The 21,000-nt window shown below is 61.7% G+C and carries 22 protein-coding genes; 8 read left to right on the forward strand and 14 right to left on the reverse strand.

Going from position 1 to position 21,000, the window contains the following annotated elements:
- Positions 1-6 precede the first annotated feature (6 nt).
- Both JJ889_RS05400 and JJ889_RS05405 read right to left on the reverse strand, forming a co-directional pair.
- Positions 7-909: a hydroxymethylglutaryl-CoA lyase gene (locus JJ889_RS05400; RefSeq protein WP_291892349.1), complete on the reverse strand. Its 903-nt coding sequence runs from the start codon at positions 907-909 to the stop codon at positions 7-9.
- A gap of 23 nt (positions 910-932) precedes the next feature.
- Positions 933-2,861 carry a glycosyltransferase family 39 protein gene (locus JJ889_RS05405; RefSeq protein WP_291892351.1) on the reverse strand — a complete coding sequence of 643 codons (1,929 nt, stop codon included), beginning with the start codon at positions 2,859-2,861 and terminating at the stop codon, positions 933-935.
- A 103-nt stretch (positions 2,862-2,964) separates the two neighbouring features.
- On the opposite strand from JJ889_RS05405, the gene JJ889_RS05410 reads away from it, so the two are divergent.
- Both JJ889_RS05410 and JJ889_RS05415 read left to right on the forward strand, forming a co-directional pair.
- A complete protein-coding gene (locus JJ889_RS05410; protein ID WP_291892353.1) occupies positions 2,965-3,699 on the forward strand; it encodes a glycosyltransferase family 2 protein in 735 nt (244 codons plus the stop codon).
- 138 nt (positions 3,700-3,837) lie between these two features.
- Positions 3,838-4,230, forward strand: coding sequence for a hypothetical protein (locus JJ889_RS05415; protein ID WP_291892355.1), 393 nt, complete (start codon positions 3,838-3,840; stop codon positions 4,228-4,230).
- Positions 4,231-4,604: 374 nt separating this feature from the next.
- Here JJ889_RS05415 and JJ889_RS05420 read toward each other — a convergent pair whose 3' ends face one another.
- Positions 4,605-4,931 carry a hypothetical protein gene (locus JJ889_RS05420; protein WP_291892357.1) on the reverse strand — a complete coding sequence of 109 codons (327 nt, stop codon included), beginning with the start codon at positions 4,929-4,931 and terminating at the stop codon, positions 4,605-4,607.
- Between the two features lie 175 nt (positions 4,932-5,106).
- A complete protein-coding gene (gene phaR / locus JJ889_RS05425) occupies positions 5,107-5,703 on the reverse strand; it encodes a polyhydroxyalkanoate synthesis repressor PhaR (protein WP_291892358.1) in 597 nt (198 codons plus the stop codon).
- A 156-nt stretch (positions 5,704-5,859) separates the two neighbouring features.
- Between phaR and phbB the strand changes: the two genes are divergently transcribed.
- Positions 5,860-6,585 (forward strand): acetoacetyl-CoA reductase, encoded by a 726-nt coding sequence (gene phbB, locus JJ889_RS05430; RefSeq protein ID WP_291892361.1) that lies wholly within the window; start codon positions 5,860-5,862, stop codon positions 6,583-6,585.
- A 47-nt stretch (positions 6,586-6,632) separates the two neighbouring features.
- On the forward strand, positions 6,633-7,376 hold the full coding sequence (locus JJ889_RS05435; protein WP_291892362.1) for a DUF4908 domain-containing protein: 744 nt from the start codon (positions 6,633-6,635) through the stop codon (positions 7,374-7,376).
- On the opposite strand, the gene JJ889_RS05440 is transcribed toward JJ889_RS05435, so the two are convergent.
- Together JJ889_RS05440 and gloB are read right to left on the reverse strand one after the other, a co-directional pair.
- Positions 7,373-7,822: a cupin domain-containing protein gene (locus JJ889_RS05440; protein WP_291892364.1), complete on the reverse strand. Its 450-nt coding sequence runs from the start codon at positions 7,820-7,822 to the stop codon at positions 7,373-7,375. The genes JJ889_RS05435 and JJ889_RS05440 overlap by 4 nt on opposite strands.
- Before the next feature lie 2 nt (positions 7,823-7,824).
- Positions 7,825-8,595 carry a hydroxyacylglutathione hydrolase gene (gloB, locus tag JJ889_RS05445; RefSeq protein WP_291892366.1) on the reverse strand — a complete coding sequence of 257 codons (771 nt, stop codon included), beginning with the start codon at positions 8,593-8,595 and terminating at the stop codon, positions 7,825-7,827.
- Positions 8,596-8,660: 65 nt separating this feature from the next.
- Between gloB and JJ889_RS05450 the strand changes: the two genes are divergently transcribed.
- Together JJ889_RS05450 and hisC are read left to right on the forward strand one after the other, a co-directional pair.
- On the forward strand, positions 8,661-9,446 hold the full coding sequence (locus JJ889_RS05450) for a methyltransferase domain-containing protein (RefSeq protein WP_291892368.1): 786 nt from the start codon (positions 8,661-8,663) through the stop codon (positions 9,444-9,446).
- Complete coding sequence (gene hisC / locus JJ889_RS05455) at positions 9,427-10,515, forward strand: histidinol-phosphate transaminase (protein ID WP_291892370.1); 1,089 nt, start codon at positions 9,427-9,429, stop codon at positions 10,513-10,515. Before JJ889_RS05450 ends, hisC begins: the two co-directional genes overlap by 20 nt.
- On the opposite strand, the gene JJ889_RS05460 is transcribed toward hisC, so the two are convergent.
- The 5 genes from JJ889_RS05460 to ftsE all read right to left on the reverse strand — a co-directional run bounded on the left by JJ889_RS05460 (position 10,516) and on the right by ftsE (position 14,692).
- Positions 10,516-11,517, reverse strand: a complete 1,002-nt coding sequence (locus JJ889_RS05460) for a DUF2125 domain-containing protein (protein WP_291892372.1) — start codon at positions 11,515-11,517, stop codon at positions 10,516-10,518. It abuts the gene before it with no gap.
- 24 nt (positions 11,518-11,541) lie between these two features.
- Complete coding sequence (locus JJ889_RS05465; protein ID WP_291892375.1) at positions 11,542-12,249, reverse strand: 1-acyl-sn-glycerol-3-phosphate acyltransferase; 708 nt, start codon at positions 12,247-12,249, stop codon at positions 11,542-11,544.
- A complete protein-coding gene (locus JJ889_RS05470; protein ID WP_291892377.1) occupies positions 12,249-12,836 on the reverse strand; it encodes a YdcF family protein in 588 nt (195 codons plus the stop codon). Before JJ889_RS05470 ends, JJ889_RS05465 begins: the two co-directional genes overlap by 1 nt.
- A gap of 88 nt (positions 12,837-12,924) precedes the next feature.
- Positions 12,925-13,833 (reverse strand): hypothetical protein, encoded by a 909-nt coding sequence (locus tag JJ889_RS05475; RefSeq protein ID WP_291892379.1) that lies wholly within the window; start codon positions 13,831-13,833, stop codon positions 12,925-12,927.
- Positions 13,820-14,692 carry a cell division ATP-binding protein FtsE gene (gene ftsE, locus JJ889_RS05480; RefSeq protein WP_291892381.1) on the reverse strand — a complete coding sequence of 291 codons (873 nt, stop codon included), beginning with the start codon at positions 14,690-14,692 and terminating at the stop codon, positions 13,820-13,822. The genes JJ889_RS05475 and ftsE overlap by 14 nt, the downstream gene beginning before the upstream one ends.
- 35 nt (positions 14,693-14,727) lie before the next feature.
- Here ftsE and JJ889_RS05485 point away from each other — a divergent pair, with 35 nt between their 5' ends.
- Together JJ889_RS05485 and JJ889_RS05490 are read left to right on the forward strand one after the other, a co-directional pair.
- The gene (locus JJ889_RS05485; protein WP_291892383.1) at positions 14,728-15,492 is read left to right on the forward strand and encodes an MJ0042-type zinc finger domain-containing protein; all 765 of its coding nucleotides are present in this window, start codon (positions 14,728-14,730) and stop codon (positions 15,490-15,492) included.
- Between the two features lie 271 nt (positions 15,493-15,763).
- Positions 15,764-16,282, forward strand: a complete 519-nt coding sequence (locus JJ889_RS05490; protein WP_291892385.1) for an ankyrin repeat domain-containing protein — start codon at positions 15,764-15,766, stop codon at positions 16,280-16,282.
- Between the two features lie 360 nt (positions 16,283-16,642).
- Here the strand turns inward: JJ889_RS05490 and JJ889_RS05495 are convergent, their stop codons facing one another.
- From JJ889_RS05495 to argH, 3 genes are all read right to left on the reverse strand, one after another.
- The gene (locus JJ889_RS05495) at positions 16,643-19,195 is read right to left on the reverse strand and encodes a DUF4175 family protein (protein WP_291892387.1); all 2,553 of its coding nucleotides are present in this window, start codon (positions 19,193-19,195) and stop codon (positions 16,643-16,645) included.
- A 225-nt stretch (positions 19,196-19,420) separates the two neighbouring features.
- Positions 19,421-19,576, reverse strand: a complete 156-nt coding sequence (locus JJ889_RS05500; RefSeq protein ID WP_291892389.1) for a lipoprotein — start codon at positions 19,574-19,576, stop codon at positions 19,421-19,423.
- Positions 19,573-21,000 (reverse strand): argininosuccinate lyase, encoded by a 1,428-nt coding sequence (gene argH, locus JJ889_RS05505; protein ID WP_291892391.1) that lies wholly within the window; start codon positions 20,998-21,000, stop codon positions 19,573-19,575. Before argH ends, JJ889_RS05500 begins: the two co-directional genes overlap by 4 nt.

Consider the following 21,000-nt stretch of genomic DNA (forward strand, 5'->3'; position numbering starts at 1 on the left):
CTCAGCTCAGGTTTTCGGAAAACCGCCCGCGCGGGACAGGGCGCTTTCGACCGGGTGTTTCAGCCCGTCCGTCTCCAGCCATTTTGCCGTCTCAATCAGCTTGTCCAGATCCAGCCCCGTCTCAATGCCGGCACGGTCGAGCATGTAGACGACGTCTTCCGTGGCCACATTGCCGGTCGCGGCGGGCGCGAACGGACAGCCACCAATCCCGCCGACCGAGGCATCGATGACATCCACGCCCGCTTCGATCGCGGCATAGATATTGGCCATCGCCGTGTTGCGGGTGTTGTGGAAGTGCATGCGGATACGCATGTCACCGGACTGCGCCTTGACGATATCCAGCGCCCGGCGCACGGCCCAGGGATCAGCAACACCGATCGTGTCACCCAGCGCAAACTCGACTGCACCCGCAGCGCGGGCCCGGCCTGCGAGTTCGCCGAGGATTTTCGGATCAACCTCGCCATCAAACGGGTCGCCAAAGGCCACCGAGACGGTCACCGAGACCGGGACGCCGTCATCATGCGCCAGCACCGCGATCTGGTCGAACAGGTCCGCGGTCTGTTGCGGCGTGGCGTTCTGGTTCTTCAGCCCGAAACCGGGCGAGGCGACCATGACGTAGTTGACCTCGTCACACCGACTGTCGAGGGCCCGGCGCATTCCTTTCTCGTTCAGGGCAAGGCCGATATATTTGACACCATCAACCCGCGGCACCTGTTGCATCACCTCGGCGCTGTCGGCCATGGCCGGAACGAGTTTGGGGTGCACGAAGCTGGCGGCTTCCATGCGTTTCACACCGGCATCAATCAGGCGCTGGACGAACTCGATCTTGACGTCCGTCGGCATGAGCACAGGATCATTCTGCAGCCCGTCACGCGGACCAACTTCAACGATTTCGACGGATTTGGTCATATCGTGTCCTCTTGCGGGCAAGCTCAATTCCAGGATTGGTACCTAGGCATATCAAGCGTATCGAGAAGTTGGCGACCATTACCGCAACGCGTCCACGCCAGAAGCAGGACGGTCTCGTCGCCGCGGGAATAATTCGTGCCGCTGGCTGTTCCGACGTGGCAGACATCCGTGTCGATGACCCAGCGGACCCAATACCCCAAAGCCGCGACTTCAGCACCAGCCGCATCCGGTTCACTCGGTGGAAGAATTCCGGCGCCTGGAACGCTTTGGTTATATGCGTTCCAAAGGGCTTCAGGCACCTGATCCTGTGTGAAGCCCTCCGTCGTGAAGATGCGGCGCAACCACGGGCCACGAGAGATGTCCAGAACCACCAGGGTGGCCTCCTGCCGCTCTGCAGCGAGACGCATCACATCCTCAGGCATGCCGAGCACCGTGTCCGAGCCAAGGGAGAACACCAGGCTGGGTTCGGTATAGCTCGACGCGGTGACGATCTCGCTGGCCGGAATGCCGGTAATCGTCTCGGAATATTCCCGCGCCGCCCGCACTTGGTCCGCAAGCCGGACCGCATAGGCATTGGGCAGGGCCACACCGCGGGCGGCGATTTGCCAGGCGAGGCCGGAGACGACCACCAGGGCCAGAACCAGCACGCCCGACCGCAAACGTTCGCTGAGCAGCGTCGCGCCTACGAGGGCCGCGAAAATCCCGCTGGTCAGGACCACTATCGCCCCGACTGTAGGATCCGTCGCCAGGTCGAACCCGCCCTGGAAACCGGCGAGGGACAGGCGTACCGCGTCCCAGCTGGCATTGTTGCCATAGATCAGGAAGGCGGTCGGAATGACGATGGCAAAGACCAGTCCGGCAAAGGCAAAAAGGCCCCAGCTGACCCAGCGCTGCCAATTGGCAGACTTGCCGATCTCGACAAAGGCCCAGCCCGCCATGAGCGCCACTGCCGGATAGGCCGGGAGGACATAATGCGGCAGCTTGGTCGGCAGGAGTTCAAAAACCAGCCAGGTCGGCACCGCCCAGCAAATCAGGAAACGCGCGATGGAGGCGGCACGATCATCCTCGCCCCGCACAGCGCCAACAATCCGCGCGACGCCCGGGACCAGGAACAGCACCGCCGGGAAGAAGAGCAGGGGCGCCAGAAGCAGGTGATATCCGATCGGCCCGCCATGACGTTCATGGCTGGAGACGAGTTTCGGTCCCAGATCATCCCCAAGCGCCTCGCGCAGGAAATTGCCGTCGGTGGCGATCTGGATACTGATCAGCCAGGGCAGGACCATGGCGATGGCCAGGATCGGTCCCCACCAGACAGCGAGCGGTTTCAGCCAGGCGAGTTTTCTTTCCCAGGCAAACAGCGCGATGACGGCCAGTCCGGCGACCATAGGCGTGACGGGTCCCTTGATCAGGGTGCCCAGCCCGATGGCGAACCAGAAGATCAACGCAGTGCGCCAGCCGGCGGTCTCGCCGCTGCGCACATGCATCAAGGCGGCCATGGCCAGGGTTGTGCACCCGGCCAGCATGGCGTCGGTCTTGGCGATCCCGCCCTCAATGCCCAGGAGCACTGTTGCTGCGAACATGGCGGAGCCCGCAAAGGCGGCCTCGCGTCCGATCAGCCGGCTGCCACCCCAGAAACAGGCGAGGGCGGCCAGCAGGGCACCCAGAGCCGATGGAATCCGATAGGCCCAGATCTCGCGCGCTTCCGCGTCGGACAGGGCCGAGACCGTGACCACCTGGAGCCAGTGAATACCGATCGGTTTCTTGTTGCGCTCGGTGTCGAGGAAGTTGATCTCGACGAAATCGCCGGTCTCGAGCATCTGCGCGGTCGCCTGGGCGAAACGGCTTTCATCCCGGTCCAGCGGCGGCAGGGTGAAAATCCCGGCAAAAGCGGATATCAGTGCAATCAACCCAATGATCACATAGGCGCGGGTGCCGCGAGCGAGCTCGGCCATGTAGAACTCCAAATGCCACGAGGCGTAAAAATACCTCGCGTCGTGTCGTAAACCCGGTATGTAACGGGGAACGCACATGACGCAAGCTCAAGCAGACACACAGATGAGCCAAAATCCAGATATTTCCGTTGTTGTCCCGGCTTATAACGAAGCCGGAAACGTTGTTCCGCTGGCCCGCGAGATCGCTGCCGCCCTTGAAGGGCGCAATTACGAGATGATCTTTGTCGATGATTGTTCCAAGGACACCACCCGCCAGGAACTGATTGACGCCAAGGCTGAATTGCCAGCCTTGCGCGTGCTCGCGCACCGGCACAATGCCGGTCAGTCCCGTTCCGTTCGCACCGGTGTGATGTTTGCCCGCGGCACGGTCGTGGCAACGCTGGACGGCGACGGCCAGAACCCGCCGGAGAACCTGCCGACCGTGATCGACGCGTTGATGCGCGAGGACGCACCGGAAGACCTGGCTCTTGTGGGCGGCGATCGCAGCGCCAATCGCCAGGATTCAGCCTGGAAGAAATTCGCCTCGCGCTTCGGCAACGGAATTCGCAAGCGCATGCTGAATGATGATTGCAATGATACCGGCTGTGGTCTCAAGGCATTCAAGCGTGATGTCTATCTGCTGCTGCCCTTCTTCGATCACCAGCACCGATTCCTGCCTGCTCTGATGAATCGAGAGGGTTTCAAGTGTGAATTCCGCCCGGTTACGCACCGCCACCGCACCATCGGAGCTTCAAAATATACGAATTTTGGCCGTCTTTTCGCCTCTTTGACAGACATGATGGGGATGATGTGGTTAAATTCGAGAGCACGGAATTCGCGTGGTGCGGATGAAGTCTAGTTTGAAGTCTTGAAAGGCGCGTTTGTCGCGCAAAGGAAAGGACACGATATGGCCGGAGGGGACAACGGCGTATTGTTAGGTATGATGGCGGCAAATCGCGCACAAGGTGGCGGTGGCCGGTCAAACAGGGGTGGCTCCATGTTCAATGTATTTCCAATGATGATTATTCCGGTGGCCGCCTATGCGGTCGCAGCCTTCATGGGCGTCGACATGTCGGCCGGTGTATTCGCTGTACCGATGGTCAATGGCTCGCTCGAGCTGTCTGTCGGCGATATCCTGATTATTCTCGGCATGCTGATGCTCTTTGTCGAGCTCATCAAATCTGCCGGATCCGGCACGGCGACGATCGTCAATCACGGTTTGTCCATGCTGATCTTCGTGATCGCCATGGCGCTCTTTCTGCTGATGGGCCAGTTCGGCACCGCAGCCTTCTTCCTCATCACCTTGATGACGTTGATGGACACGGTGGCTGGTTTCGTCGTCACCATCGTTGCGGCCCGCCGCGACCTGGCGGTCGGTGGCGAAGCCTGATCCTGACAGTACACGCTAAACCAGAAACGCCGCTCCATTCGGGGCGGCGTTTTTTGTTGGTGGGGTGTGAGTTGTTTTGTGAGCCCCTCATCGCCGTTCTTCGCCAAGGCTACGAAGGGCACTTCTCCCCGCGGGAGAAAGATGGTGACGCGTTATCTCTCCCCCCCACGGGGAGAGGTCGAGCGCAGCGAGGGTGAGGGGCGTGAGCGAAGCGAACCCAGTACCACATCGCAAGCGCCACAGGCGCCGCTCCATCGGAGCCGCGTGCTAAGCGAGTTGGCGGGCGACCAAAAAAACTTAGAACGTCACAAACACCAGGACCGTGCCCAGGGCGACGTCGCACCAGAAGCCGAATTTTTCATTGAGCAGGGTGCTCATGCGCACTTCTCCCAGCGCGGACGCGGGGCAGGGGTGGCAGCGGCGTTGGCATAGGCGCGGCGATAGCGCGCCTGTTCGCTGGCTTCGGCGCGGATACCGCGACGTGGATTGCCGGCGATGACCTGGACAACAACCTCCGCCGCAGCATTGCGCGCGCGCAGCGAGGTCTTGGCACGGGGCTCGGATTCTCGCTGGGTCGGGACGGGCACGAGCGCATTTTGTGGCTGCGACGGACGGTCATTGGATCCGCTTGCCTTACCCACCGGCGGTACACGCCGGGAGGTCGGGGTCGGGACGGTGACGAGGCTGCGGATCATAGTCATGCCAATGGTGTCGCAAGGCGCGTGCCAAGTGTTAAGCACTCATTAACCATGATTCTGGTCGCAAAACACAACCGCAAGCGCAAAAATGGCCCGGGATCGGATCGATCACCGGGCCATGTGTTTCATTCGGGTACGATTTTGTTAACCACAAGCCGTACCGCAACCGGTCAGGCGGCTAGTCCTTGACCAGCTTGTCCAGTTTGGCACGCATCGCATCCAGCTCGGCACGCATGGCAGCGACATCGTCGCTTTCCTTGGCAGCAGTGGCCGCTGGCTGGGCCGGGGCCTCGGCTTCCGGCGTGGTGCCGGCGGCAAAGGGCGTGAACATGCGCATGGCCTGTCCGAACATTTCCATGTTGCGACGGGTTTGTTCCTCCAGCATGGACATGCTGGCTTGCGGTGAGGTCATGGCTTCGCTCATCCGGGAACGGAACTCTTCCTGTTGCTGGGAGAAGTTATTCATCGACATCTGCAGATAGCCGGGAACAACACTCTGCAGGCTGTCGCCATAAAAGCTGATCAGCTGACGCAGAAAGTCGACAGGGAGGAGATTGGCGCCGCGCGCCTCTTCCTCGAAAATGATCTGGGCCAGGACACCGCGCGTCAGGTCTTCACCGGACTTGGCATCCACAACCTGGAAATCGGTCCCGTTTTTCACCAGATCACGGAGGTGATCGAGCGTGACATACTGGCTCGTGGACGTGTCATAGAGGCGCCGGTTTGCGTACTTCTTGATAACGATAACCGAAGCTGTGCCTTTGGATTGTGCCACTGCGAACTCCCCATCTCATCCTTCAGGCGAAATCTTCATAGGATTTTCGCTCGACAAGGACACTGATCTATATATCTAGGGGTTTACGCGCTTGAGGTGGTGTGCTGCAAGCGCGAAGAATCAATTTGTTCGCAAAAGCAGCATGGCGGGGGCAAAATGACACGCACTGCATTGGTAACAGGTGGCACGCGCGGTATCGGCGCAGCGATCTCGGTTCAGCTTAAAAATGCCGGATACACTGTGATCGCGAATTACGCCGGTAATGACGAGAAGGCGAAGGCCTTTTCCGAAGAGACCGGCGTTGCCGTCGTCAAGTTCGACGTCGGTGACTACGATGCCAGCGTGGAAGGCATCGCAATGGCCGAGGAACTGGCCGGAGCGCCGATAGATGTCCTGGTCAATAATGCCGGCATCACCCGCGACGGCATGTTCCACAAGATGACCCCGGAACAGTGGAATGACGTGATCCGTGTGGACCTGACATCGCTGTTCAACACGACACGTCCGCTGATTGACGGCATGCGTGAGCGCGGCTTTGGCCGGGTCATCAATATCTCCTCCATCAATGGCCAGAAAGGCCAGATGGGCCAGGTAAACTATTCCGCTGCAAAGGCGGGTGTGATCGGTTTCACCAAGGCCCTGGCCCAGGAAACCGCGCGCAAGGGCATCACTATCAACTGTATCGCCCCGGGCTATATTAATACCGACATGGTGGCTGCAGTTCCGGAGAAAGTCCTCAACTCCATCATCGCCGGCATTCCGGTCAATCGACTGGGCGAGGCCGACGAGATTGCCAAGGCTGTCGTCTATCTGGCGAGTGAGGATGCCGGTTTCATGACCGGTTCCGTGATGACCATCAATGGCGGTCAATACATGGCGTAAACCCAATTTGCACATTCTGCCCCAAAATTGCCGTGATGGGGGGCAGAATGATGTACGGGATGACGCGAATACTAATTGCCATACTAACGGCTGCCATGTGCGCAGGCGCTGCAGCGGGTTACCAGGCTAACCCGCTGCGCGACCGCCTTTTGCGAAATGAACGATCGCAACTGGCGTCGTCCTGGTACCAACGTGCCGACAGTGGCGATTTTTTCCTTTTCGACCGCACCAATACCGTGGCCCTGCTGCGCGAACGTGATGACCCGGACGCCGAAGTCCTGGTCCTGTTCGCCAATCGTGCGCCGGGTGGTGGTACGTCCTTTGTCACCGATACCGGACGTGAAGTCGTGCGCCTGACTGCTCTGGGCGGCACCACCTACTTCCCCCTTGATGCGCCCGATGGCGTGATTGCGGACTATGCCAGCCCGGCTGGTGGCCTGGCGCCCCAGCCGCGTTCGCCGAACGAGGTGCGGGACCGTGCCGAGGACCTGGCCGGTACGCTGGCAGAACTGCTCAGCACCAGCTTCGACCTGGAATACGAACCGGCGCCGCGCGCGGGACTGGGTGTCCAGTACGATACATTCAATGTCATCGAGAAAGCTGTGCGCCAGCTGCGCTCTGACCGTCGTCGCATGCCGGAGCTTGCCAGATTGCGCATTGTCATTGGCGGCGAGCCCGGGGCACGCTGGGATGATGACGAGTTCGTCGTGTCGATTGCTCCGGAGTTCGGTTATGCCGGCCGTCCGTCTTCCGAACTCATCGCCAACGCGTTGATGGACGAGACCAGCTAGGTCTGGACGTCGACCCGCCGGTCATCCGGCGCCCATTCTGATGGCGCCATCTCGAACCCGGAAAATTCAAACCCCGGTGCAACCGTGCAACCGACAAGTGTCCAGTCGCCAAGGCTTTGCGCAGCCTGCCACGCCTGTGTCGGAACAATGCCCTGGGGGCGTTGCCCCGAAACGACGTCTGGACCCAGATCGATATCTCGGCTGGTTTTACCGTCTGTGCTGATACTCAATCGCAGCGGGGCGCCGGCATGCCAGTGCCAGACTTCCAGCGCATCCACCCGGTGCCAGTGCGAGCGGTCCCCCGCTTCCAGAAGATAGTAGATCGCTGTTGAGCGCGCGCGCCCGTCCGGACCGTTCACATCGCGAAATGTCTCGACATACCAGCCGCCTTCCGGATGGCGCTGCATGTCCAGTGCGTCGATGATCTGTTGTGCGGTCTGGGTCATGGTCAGAAACTGTCCTTGCGGCGGCGAATCTCGGCGAAGACGTCTTCATCATCCTCGCGGACCATGTTCAGGCGCAGACGGATGGCCGGGTCGCCGGCGCGCAGGAAGGGGTTGGCCGCCTTTTCGGCCCCGATTGTTGTTGGCACCGTCGGTTCACCGCGCGCGCGCTCGGCCTCGACCATCGCTGCATAGGCCTGCAGGTCGGTATTGTCCGGGTCGACAGTCAGGGCAAAGGCGGCATTGGCGGCCGTGTATTCGTGCGCGCAATAGATCTTGGTCTCGTCTGGCAGCTCTGCCAGCCGGTTGAGGCTGTGCCACATCTCAGCCGGTGTTCCCTCGAACAGGCGCCCACACCCCAGGGCGAACATCGTGTCGCCCACAAAGGCGGCTTTCTCAGTGGGAAAGAGGAAACAGATATGCCCGCGGGTATGTCCGGGCGTGAAGATCACCTTGGCGCGAAAACGGCCCAGCTCCACGATGTCCCCGTCGGCAACTTCGTGATCAATGCCGGGAATGCGGTCGACGTCATAGGATGGGCCGACAATGCGGGCGCCGGTGGCGGCCTTGATGGCTTCATTGCCGCCGGCGTGATCCCGGTGGTGATGCGTGTTCCAGACCTGGGTAATCGTCCAGCCGGCCGCCTTGGCCTCGCGCAGGATGACCTCCGGGTCCGGGGTGTCGATTGTAGCCGTCTCGCCACTGTCCGGGTCGTGGATCAGATAGCCGTAATTATCGGAAAGACATGCAAATTGCCGGATTTCTAATGCGCTCATGATTGACTTCAAAACCGCTGCGGAGTGGATTGGACCTGTCTAGAACAAACTGCGGAGCAGACCTAGTGCGTCGTGATGCCATCGAACTTGATCGTTTTTACCGTACGACCCGCGGCGCCCTGGCACAACGTATGATCGAGCGACGTCTGGGAGCGATCTGGCCCAATCTGAAGGACCTGGATGTGCTGGGCGTGGGATATGCCACGCCCTATCTGCGCGATATGCAGGCCTCGGCCCGGCGCTGTATCGAACTGATGCCCAGCGCCCAGGGGGCCATTGCCCCGGCTAGCCCGTCCAATATCGTCATGGGCGACGAGACGCGCATGCCGTTTCCCGAGGCGATGTTTGATCGCGTCTTGATGATCCACATGCTGGAAGAGGCCGAACACCTGCCCGGCCTGTTGCGGGAGACCTGGCGGGTGATGGCGCCGGAGGGGCGGGTGGTCATCGCGACGGCCGCGCGAGCCGGTGTCTGGGCATTGTCCGATGCCACGCCCTTTGGGCATGGTCGGCCCTTTTCACGCGGTCAGCTGACGCATCTGCTCGATGATGCCCTGTTCGAACCGGTGGCCTGGTCACGCGCGCTGTATGCCCCGCCCTGGCGCTGGGCGTCGGGCAAGGGCATTGCCAGTGCCTGGGAAAAGGCGGGCGAGAAATTCTGGCCGGGCCTGGGTGGATTGATCCTGGTGGAAGCCGTGAAACGCACCAATGCTCTGCGACCGCTGGGCCGTGCTGCGCGCAATGGAGCGCGAGCCCTTGATGAACGTACCCGCCCCGCGCTATCTCCCCAGCAGATCAATACTGACCTGCGTTCCGAGAAAGGCGCTTCCTATGACGATCCAGCCCTGTGACGGCATTCTCGACATCCGCCCCTACAAGCCCGGTGCTGCGGATGCGCCCGGTATCGAAAACCCGGTAAAGCTCTCTTCCAACGAAAACGCCCTGGGTTGTTCAGGCAAGGCGGCGGAAGCTTTCCGCAATTCCTCCGGCGACCTGCACATCTATCCTGACGGTGGCGCCACCATGCTGCGTGAGACAATCGCGCGTGAAGAAGGCCTGGAAGCGGACAATATTGTCTGTGGCTGTGGTTCGGATGAGCTGTTGCAACTGCTTGGCCGCGCCTATCTCAACCCGGGCGACAAGGTGGTCCAGTCCCAGTACGGCTTCCTGGTCTATCGCCTTGTAGCCATGCAGAGCGGCTGCGACATCATCTCGGCGCCGGAGAAGGGACACCGCACGGATGTCGATGCGGTGATCGAAGCGGCGGGTGACGATGCCAAGATCGTTTTCCTGGCCAATCCGAACAATCCGACCGGCACCTATATCTCCGATGCCGAGGTTCGCCGCCTGCGTGATGCCCTGCCGCCGACCACACTGCTGGTGATCGATGCGGCCTATGCGGAATTCGTTCGTGAAGCGGATTACACCGCCGGCCTGGAGCTGGCGCGCGAGCGTGATGATGTCATCGTCACCCGCACCTTCTCCAAGATCCACGGTCTGGCAGCGGTGCGTCTGGGCTGGGCTTATGCTCACCAGTCCATCATCGATGTGCTGAACCGTGTGCGTGGGCCGTTCAACGTCAACCTGCCGGCGATCGAAGCTGGTACGGCGGCGATCCAGGATCGGGATTTCATGAAGCGTTCCGCGGACCACAATGAGGAATGGGTTGCCTTCCTGCGTCAGCAGATTGGTGGTCTGGGCCTGGAAGTGACACCGAGCGTCTGTAATTTCGTGCTGGTTCACTTCCCGTCAGAAGGCGAGAAGACCGCAGCGGCAGCTGACGCATATCTGACCGCCAAGGGGCTCATCGTCCGTCCGGTTGTGCCCTATGGCCTGCCGAATGCCTTGCGCATAACCGTCGGCTCCGAAGCGGAAAACCGCGCCGTGGTCGAGGCTCTGCAAAGCTTCATGAAAGGCTGATTATTCAGCGAGGCGTCCGATACGTACCGGACCCAGATACACGCCGCCATCGCGCAGCCGGAAGCCGAGCGATACGCCTTCCGGCCCGCGCGGGGCCATCATCGCCGCCAGGCGAAGCGCTTCCTCATTCTCCTGCGGGATCAGGCCGGCACCGACCAGTGCCACCGCCAGGGAATCCGGATCAGCGATCGAGATGGACAGGCGTCCATCCGGCTTGAATTCGTCATCCAGCCCCAGCTCGCCTTCACCGCCATTGAGTTGCGCCGGGCCCCAGTTCAGCAGGGCATCATGGATCTGCAGCTGACCGCCTGCGCGGGCCCAGCTGCCGATATCGCCATCGCGGGCGAGGGCTGTCCATTCGGTGACCGCAAAGTCCAGGCGGAATTGCTCGCCGGTCTGACCGAAAGCGCGGATCAGGTCCTGCGACCCGTCCTGTTCGCTGGCGCGCACGCCATTGGCCTGGATGCGCACCCGCAGGGAATTGTCTGCCTCAACCGATCCGCCCAGAACGAAGCTCTCGATGAATTCGATGTCCAGTGGATCGCCAGCCAGGGATTCCACGGATAGCGCCAGAATTTCCGCGCCAACGCGCTCGGTCTGGCCCGCATCATTTGTGCGCAGGCTGACGCGCGCTTCCTGAGCGTTCACCATCAGCTCACGATCGGAGCGGATGTGCATCGGGCCGCCAAAGCTGACGATCCAGTGCGAAAAGTCATAGGGCAGGGCATTGGCCTGCAGGCGTTCCAGCGTGGCGTTCCAGCCGCCATCACTGCGCGGGGCGGTTATTTCGGCTCCATCGATCTCGATCTGGAAACGATAGGGATAGCCGCGCACACGCAGTTCGGAATAGGCGATCTGATAGCCCTGGCTCTCGTTTTCCTCGACCCAGTCGAGAACGGCTTCATTCACCCGGCCAGCCGCGTAGAACCAGTAGATGGAATAGAGCACCAGGAGCGCAATGATGCCGACCAGCGGCAGGATAAACTTCATATGCGCGCGCAACGCCTTACTCCTGTTGGCGGCGGATCAGCTTTCGAGCAGGCGATCCGACGCGGTACTGATACGCTCATGCAAGGTCCGCATGAAGGTGGCCTTGTCCAGACCCGGCTCAATCGGCTCGAGAATCTCGACAATGATCGTGCCCGGTTTTTTCAGGCCGCAATAGTTTTTCAAATATACGCCGGAGTTCAAGGCCACCGGCACACACGGCACAGCCATGGATTGGTAGAGCCCTGCAATACCCGGCTTGAGCTCCGGATTATCGCCCGGTTCCACCCGCGTACCTTCCGGGAAGATCAGCACCTGGCGACCGTCCTGACCGCGCTGGGCGGCGTCCTTAAGCATTTTGCGCAGGGTTTTCGAACCGCCCTTCCGGTCAATGCTGATATTGCCCAGCTTGACCGCGTACCAGCCGAAGATCGGCATGTAGACGAGGGATTTCTTGAGGATGATGGCCGGGTCCGGAAGGATGCCCCAGAAGGCCAGCGTCTCCCACATGCTCTGGTGTTTGGACGCGATCAGCGCACCGCCAGACGGCAGGTTTTCGCGACCGCGCACTTCGATCTTCACACCGCAGATCACGGCAAGGCCGGGCCAGAGCAGTTTCAGATAGAATTTGAGCAGGCCTCGGCTCCAGCTGCGCGGACCGAGGATGAGCGGGATGCCGCCGAGGCCGACGATGATCATCAGCCCGTACATATAGATGTAGAAGAGGAAGGAGCGAATTGTGGTCATCAGGCGTTTTCACCGTCATCCAGCAGCGCCGAGCCCAACCATACTGTCGCGAACTTGGCGTATTCCTGGGTCCATAATCGTGCCGTCGCCGGAGTTTCCCAGGGCGGTGATGTATGAACCGGATAGGCGATCAGCTCGACATTCGGCATGGCGCGCTTCATTTCCAGAAGGCTCCGCGGGAGATGATAGTCTGAGGTCACAATGATCAAGCGATTATAGCTGTTGGACCGGGCCCAGCGCGCCGTCTCGCGCGCATTACCGACCGTGTCATGAGCCTGGCGGTCCAGGGTCACACAGCAATCCAGCGTCGCCTGGTCCAGGCTGGCCTGATCGAGAATGTCGGCGTTGGAGACCGAACTGTGAACGCCGCTGATCAACAGGCGCGGTGCGCTGCCGGAGCGCAGGAGTTCACCGCCCGCGCGCAGGCGTCCACTGTCACCGGTCAGAACGACGATGGCATCGGCAGAAAGGTCACCCTGGGGCTGGTCCAGACTGCTGACGCGGCCGGCAAAACTGGCAAAGCCGATCAATGCACCGACGACGGCGATAAAAGCCACAGCCTGCAGAATGCGGATCGTCACTCGCACGCATCATCCCCATAAACGACACCATCAACACTGGACGCTGAACAGGCTGTTCGCAAGCCGTTTTCGCCTATGTTTCCGTGGCGTAGGACTACCATCGCCCGCGCAGATCCGTGGCCACGGCCAGCCGCGCCGACAGGGCCGAAGTTGCTCCGGCCAGCAGGGGCGCAATGCCCAGCATCACCAGTTCGAATGGCGCCATCGTCCAGCTCGGCAGGAAAAACGCCATATCGACACTATTGCCCCCGGAACTGACCAAAAGGGAAACCAGGACGGCGATCAGCGCTCCGGCCGTACCGGATTTGAGCCCCAGCATGAAGAAGCGGCGCTGGAAGAGGGCAGCGATGAAACGGTCCTCCGCGCCTGACAGGTGCAGGGCGTCGATAACATCGACACGTGCTGCCAGGCTGGCGCGCGCCGCGAAGGCGACAACGGCAGCCGCCGCTCCGGTCAACAGGGTCAGCAGTGCAAGGGCAAGCGTGCGGGCAAATCCGGCCGCTCGGCGGACCGCCTGGGCCCATTGCGCATGATCATCCACACTGGCGGCCAGCCCGGCATTGTCCAGAGCGGTCTGGAGGTCGCTGACGGCCAGTTCGGCGCCGCTTTCCAGGCGCACATCAACCAGCAGAGGAAGGGGCAGATCATCCGGGATATTGCCTTCACCCAGCCAGGGCGCGACGAGCGCCTCGGCATAGGCGCGGTCACGGGCGACGGCCCGGTCCACACCCCCGATGGCGCTGATGATCTCCGCCGCCTGCTGGGCATCGGCCTCGATATCGCGCTCGTCCACCGGGCGGATCTGGATGGTCAGGCTGGTTTCGAGGTCCGATGTCCAGGTCTCGGCCTGCTGCCAGGCGCCGCGGGCGCCCAGGGCGGCGATACAGGCCAGGAAAACCAGGATCGCGGCAACCACGAACAGCGGACGATCACGTCCTGCATCGGGCGGCAACAGGGCGCCGGCTCCGCCCTTGGGCGGCGGGGGAATATCATTTGTGGTCATGATCACCCTCCGGGCGTTCGATATCCTGCGCAGCCGCTTCGTCCTGCATCTCTTCGGAATTCTCTTCCACCGTTTCCGGTGCGTCATCCAGCTCGGACATGTCCAGCTTGCCGTCCGGTGCGTGGGCATAACGCTGGCTGCGTGGCGGGCGGATGTGCAGATGCCCGTTTGACAGCGTCATTACGGGCGCATCCAGCAGGCGGACCAGCTGCAGGTCGTGGGTGGCAAACACCACCGTCGTTCCCAGCTTGTTGAGCTCGACAAACAGGCGCAGCAGGCGCATCGCCATCTCGCTGTCGACATTGCCGGTCGGTTCGTCGGCGATGAGGATTTCCGGCTGGGCAACGACCGCACGGGCGATGGCAACACGTTGTTGCTCCCCGCCGGACAAGGTCGCTGGTTGAGCACTCATCTTGTCACCCAGCCCGACCCAGGCCAGCAACTCCGCGACATCCTCGGCATAGTCCGTGCGCTTGCGTCCGGTGACCCTGAGGGGCAGGGCGACATTGTCGAAAACGGTGAGATGATTGAGCAGGCGGAATTCCTGGAACACCACACCGACACGCCGGCGGATCTGTGGCAGTTCGTCCCGTGTCAGCCCGGCCGCATCGCGTCCGAAATAGGAAATCGTGCCGCGCGAGGGCTTGGCAGCGAGATAAATCAGCTTGAGCAGCGAAGTTTTGCCCGCACCGGACGGTCCGGTGAGGAATTGGAAAGATCCGCGTGGTAAATCAAATGACAAGTCGCGCAGAACCTCTGGCCCGCGTCCATACCGCATGCCGACATTGTCGAAGCGGATGACAGGCTCAGCGGCGCTGCTTGGTGTATGTAGATGACTCGGCTCTATGGAAGTCTCCATCGCTGTCGGGTCGGCCGGAAGTAGTAACGACTCAGATGAGCATAGTACTCAGCTGTCCTTCTTGTTCCACGAGCTATCGCGCTGATCCACAGGCGATCGGCGCGAACGGTCGTCGTGTGCGTTGCGCCTCGTGCGGTTATGTCTGGTCTGCCAAGGTCGAGGACCCCGAGCAGCTTCCCGATCTCCAGCCAGCGCAACTCGAGGAAGAAACCCCGGAAGTCGTTGAAGAACCGAAAAAGCCCCACGAGGCTTATCGGGAGCGTCAGGCGAAAAAGAGGCAGACCATGTCCGCTGCCGTGGCCGGTGGTGCCTGGGGCGGTTTGGCCGTTGCCATGGCCCTGGTGCTGACCTGCGCCTGGATTTTCCGCGTCGATGTTGTCACCGCCTTCCCGCGGGCCTCGTCTGCCTATGCAGCGATGGGCTCGACGGTGAACCCCTATGGTATCTCGGTCGGTGAGCTCAATGTCAGCCACCAGATCGAACACGGCGTGCCGCTGTTGATCGTCGAGGGCGATCTGCACAATTACGACCGCCGTTCCCGTACGGTCCCGGAAGTCCGCGCCGTGCTGCGCGATGACCAGGGTCAGTCCCTGCTGGAGTGGACCGTCAATATGGACGTTCACGATCTCGATGCCGGCGATCACGAAGCCTTCCGCACCATCGTCTCCGACCCGCCTCCGGGCACGGTCGAGGTCGAGGTTGTCCTGGTGGACGCCATCACCACGCATCTGGAAGAGACCGGGCATGGTGAGGTGGACGAGGTCGCGGCGCATGAAGCGGCTGAGCAAGAGCATCACTGAGCTGGGTTTTTAGTTGGCCCTTTGGGCCGTACCCTATCCGCCCGCTTCGCGGCCACCTTTCCCATTCAGGGAAAGGATGAATCTCTATCCGCGACATAGCCTATCCTCGCTCTTGATGGGCGAGGGGGACCATTGCGCAGCAATGGTGGAGTGGGTGCGCGCCGTGAGGCGCATCAAAACAGTGAAAAACCTGATGCATCGCAATAAGCTGCCCGGAATGGATGATTGGAGGACCCTATGCGACCTGTAAGGCGGTATCTGGATGACTAAAATGAGCGACGCCACCCTCGCCGTTCAGGAGGCAATTTTTGATGGAGACATTGAAAAATTACGCGCCGCTGTAAAGGCAGGAGGGGATTTGGATTATGTTTCAAAGGGGGTTAACTGGAATCACCTCACCGGGATGCTCGTTTCATCCGCCAAGCACCTCACCGTCGAGATGATTCAGTTCCTGATTGACGCAGGCAATGACGTCAATCTCGTCGACCAATTCGGCAATACTTCAGTGATGTATGCGGTGCGGGCCAAACGCGCTGATATTCTTGAGGTTCTCCTGAAAGCGGGAGGATTGGTCAATTACTTCAATATCGACGAACAGTCTCCGTTGGTGCTGGCGGTGGAAACTATTGATACAGAATACCTGTGCGCAAAAGTATTGTTGAAACACGGAGCCGATCCAGAGCTGGAAAGTGAGACCGGGATCACCGCGAAAAAGGTCGTGGAACAGTTCATGAGTTTACAAGTTGCTAATCAAGCGTTGCGGCAAGTGTATGAAGAGTTCTTTGTGTAGCGGAGGCTTGATTACTGGGGTAGTTGGACACTTCCACAACTTTCAACTCCCATCCCATTTTCCGCCCAGTTTGCCATGACCGCTGACGCCGTTTTTTGAGCAAACCTGTAGGGTGTGTTCGAGTTTTTCAGTTGGCCCTTTGGGCCGCACCCTATCCGCCCGCTTCGCGGCCACCTTTCCCATCAAGGGAAAGGATGAATCTCCATCCGCGACATAGCCATCCTCGCCCTTGATGGGCGAGGGGGACCATTGCGGAGCAATGGTGGAGTGGGTGCGCGCCGTGAGGCGCATCAAAATTTAAAGGAGGGAAGCGGCGACGTAGCGAGCCGGATGGGGCTGTTCCCCTCCGGGCTTCGAAACCTAGAACCGGTCCAGCAGGCGTTCGATATAGTCCAGCTCGTCCTGTTCGCGGCCGGCTTCGGCGGCGCGGCGACGGAGTTCCTCGAGGATTTCGCGGGCGCGGGCGCGGCTGAGTTCGTCGGGGATTTCTACGCCCTGGCCGTCGGCAAATGATCCTTCAGCCGGACGACCCAGCGGGTCCTCTTCCTGGCCGTCTTCGCCCTGGCCATCCTGGCCCTGTTGTTCTGCCAAACGTTCCAGCAGGTCGGAGGCGAGCTGTTCGGCGCCGGCGCGCAGCTCGGCAAGCGCGTCTTCCTGGGCATCGAGAGCAGCCTGGGCATCGCCCTGGCGCAGGGCCTCCTCGGCTTGTTGCATGGCGCTGGCGGCATCACCGGCGGACTGGTCAGCGCCTTCCGGCAGGGCCTGGAGCGAGCGTTGCAGCTGTTCGGCCAGTTCGGACTGCATGTCGGCGAGTTCCATGGACCGTGCCGCGCCGCCATCCTGGTTCTCGGCAAGACCGGAGGGGATATCACCGCTCTGCTCGCCGCCCTGACCGGACTGACCGCTTTGCGGCTGGCCACCTTGTTGCTGTTCCTGCTGCATGCCAAAGGTCTGGTCCTGCAGGTCACGCTGTTCGCCGATCATGTCGCCCAGCTCTTCAAGGGCTTCCTGGATGGCTTCGGTGACCGGGTCTGGCTGATTGCCTTCACCACCGCCCTGGCCCATCTGCATTTCCATGTTGCGCAGGAGTTCGCTCAGCGCAGCGAGCGCCTGGCGGGCATCGGCAGTATTGCCCAGCTCGGCTGCATCGCGCAGGGCGTCGAGCAGGGCCTGGAGGGCTTCATTGTTGAGGCTTTCACCGCCGCCGCCTTCATTTTCATTCTGAGCCTGGACGGCTTCGCGGGCGAGGGCGGCCATGTAGTTTTCCATCGCCTGTTCAAAGGCCTCGAACAGGGCTGCCAGCTCGGTTTCGTCCGCGCCGCGGGCAAGGGCTTCAGCCAGGGCGCGTTCAGCAGCACGCAGGGCAGCCTCGGCATCGGCCAGCGAGCCCAGCTCGGCGCGCAGGGCGATTTGCCAGAGATCATCTTCGATCGTGCCCAGGTCTGCGCGGTCACGGGCGCGGCGCAGGCGGTGCAACACCTCGCGCAGGCCGAGATAGACAATCGGATCGTCGAAGAAATAGCGCGGCGCATCGGAAATCGCGTCCAGCGCCAGGGCAACCCGTTGCAGACTTTCCGGCGCTCGCTCGATGCGCCGTTCCGGTTCCTCGGCCAGATAGGCCGGCCCCGGCGGAATCTCTTCGCGATACATCACCGGACGATCTTCCAGAGGTGCATAGGCAGTCGTGGTCAGCAGAACCTCGCGACGCTGTTCGGCAACAGCGCGGGCCAGCGCATCCAGGAAAACGCGTTCGGGCAGGGTGGTGGCCAGCTCGGGTGAACGACCGACATTGCCGGCGGCGTCCTCGGCCAAAACACGAATATCGACACGCGACCCGGCCAGCGCGTGTTGAGCGGTCTCAAGCAGGGTCCGTGTCGCGCCTTCCGCCTCGATGGTTGCAATGCCAGAGGGTGTGATTTCGAGCCGGTCCCACTCTGCATCGCGCTCGCCCTCGGGGCGCAGTTCAAGTGCGTAGGCAGTGGCACCGTAATCGTCGACGACGGAGAATTGCAGATCCAGCTCGCCGTCCGCGGTGGCCTCGGGGATGTCGAGTATACGGACTTGTGGCGGCGTGTCGGCCAGAACATCCAGCGTCCAGCTGCGTCGGGTGGAGCCGGAAATCAGTCGAACGGAGCCGTTCTCCTGCATCACGACGCGCGCTTCCCAGACACCATCGCCCAGCTCGTTGACCTCGGCGCGCTCGCGACCTTCCGACGTCTGCTGGGTGACACGCGGGCTGCGGCGGCTACCGGCGATGCGGGCGATGAAGGTTGCGCCCTGGGGCACGTCGGCACTGGTCTCGTCAGCGTCCAGGAAAATCGGTGCGCGGCCTGTATAGGCAGGCGGGTCGATCCAGGCGTCCAGCGTGATCTCGCCGGCATCGACATCCATCAGCGCAGGCTCGAAAGCCTCGCCCAGGCGATCGCGGGCAGTCGGGCCGGCGATGAACCAGGCGCTCAACAGGCTGACGGCGAGCATGCCGCGCAGCGCCCACGGATCCAGCATGCCCCAGGCCGCCTTGGGGCGGCGGGCAAAGGCGGATTGCAGCCGCCGGGCCATGCGCTCCTGGTGAGCTTTCCAGACAGACAGGGCGACCGGGTCATCGTCAGAAGGCTGATCGATCAGTGCTTCGTGCGGACGGGCGGAGATGCCGCTGTCTTCCTCGATGCGGCGGGTAATGTCTTCTTCATCCGGCCAGGCAAAGCCGCGAATACCGGGTCGTGTCAGCCAGACCGCACCGGCGATCAGGGCGAGCGCGGAGAGGGCACGCCAGGGGTCGCCATAAGTCTCCCACACGCCCAGCAGGGCCATGAGGGCGAAAACCGACAGCGCAGCAAAGGTCGGCCAGAGGACGGGTGCGGCCCGTTCCCAGCACAATGCAATGGCTGCGATAAGTTTCGTACGACGACGCATGCAGCAAAACTTAGCACGCTGGCCTGCCAGCGACAGCGTCAAACGCATTACGTTTTGGTGAGTAAGGAAATGCCTTGATCTTCCCCCACGGGGAAGTGCCGGAACGCAGTGGAGGCGAAGGGGGCTAGCGTAGCGAGCTTGCCTACGGGCTCACGCCCTCCGGCCCCTCCGTCTCCGCCTTCGCCAGGGCTCCGGCGGAGCCACCTCCCCGGTGGGGAGGATGACCTAGCCCTCATCATCCTCTTCGGAGCGCTGTTCCTGTTCGTAATCCGCCGGATTGCCCCACAGAGGCTCCGGGCGTTCCAGATCACCGCGCAGGCCGCAGGCGGCGACAGCGAGGGTGCTGAGGATAACGAGGGTGAAAGTGGCGGCGCGTTTCATCGGACTTCTTCTCCGGCAAGGCGTTGGGTCCAGGCCTGGACCTGTTCGCGTACACGCGTCGGCGAAGTGCCACCGAAACTCGTACGGCTGTTCATGGATGCCCGCGCACTCAACACTGAAAACACGCTTTCGTCGATAGCTTTGTCGACGCTTTGCATCTCTTCCAGCGAAAGCTCGGCGAGGGGCACGTCCTTTTCTTCTGCCAGACGGACAATGGAGCCGGAGATGTGATGGGCGTCGCGGAAGGGGCGACCCAGTTCGCGCACGACCCAGTCGGCGAGGTCGGTCGCGTCGGAATAGGCCTCACCGGCCGCTTCCTCCAGCGCGTCGGCATTGAAGCTGAGATCTGCGGCCATGCCGGCCATCGCGGCCAGGGCGAGTTCCAGATCGTCCACGGCCTGGAAGGTCGGCGCCTTGTCTTCCTGCAGGTCTTTTGAATAGGCCAGTGGCAGGCCTTTCACGACGGTGAGCAGGCCGGTCAGGGAACCAATAATGCGGCCCGGCTTGGCACGCACGAGTTCGGCGGCGTCGGGATTGCGCTTTTGCGGCATGATGGAGGAGCCGGTCGACCAGGCATCCGACAGGGTCGCGAACTGGAAGCGCTTGGTGCACCACAACACGATCTCCTCAGCGAAGCGCGACAGGTTCACAGCGCAGATCGAGGCGGCGGATAGCACTTCCAGGGCAAAATCCCGGGCGGCTACACCATCCAGCGAATTGGCCATCGGCCGGTCAAAACCCAGTTTTTCTGCAGTCATATCGCGGTCAATGGGAAAGGCCGTGCCAGCCAGGGCGGCGCAGCCCAGCGGGCTCTCATTCAGGCGTTTGCGGGCGTCGCGGAAACGGCCTCGATCGCGTTCGGCCAGTTCGACATAACTCAGCAGATGGTGAGCCAGGGAGACGGGCTGGGCCGTTTGCAGATGGGTGAAGCCGGGCATGACCTGTTCGACATGTTTTTCCGCCTGCTGGACCAGGGCATGCTGATAGGCGGCGAGGCCGGCATCGATGCGGTCGCAGGCATCGCGCAGCCAGAGCCGGAAATCCGTCGCTACCTGGTCATTGCGCGAGCGCGCCGTGTGCAGGCGACCGGCGGGTTCGCCGATGATTTCCTTTAGACGCGCCTCGACATTCATGTGTACGTCTTCCAGCGCCTTGGACCAGGCAAAGCCGCCCGCGCGGATCTCTTCACGAACCTGTTCCAGCCCGCGCTGGATTGCCGCTGCATCCTCGCTTGAAATTATCCCGGTTGCGCCCAACATTGCAGCATGGGCGAGGGAACCCTGAATGTCCTGTTCAGCCATGCGCTGGTCGATATCGATGGAGGCATTGATGGCTTCCATGATGTCGCTCTGGCCGCCGCTGAAACGGCCGCCCCACATTGCGCTCGTGCCGGTCTTGCTGGTCGGGGAGTTGTCGTCTGCCAT

Origin of the sequence: Maricaulis sp. (assembly GCF_017643475.1) — a bacterium.
In the GTDB taxonomy this organism is placed as follows: domain Bacteria; phylum Pseudomonadota; class Alphaproteobacteria; order Caulobacterales; family Maricaulaceae; genus Maricaulis.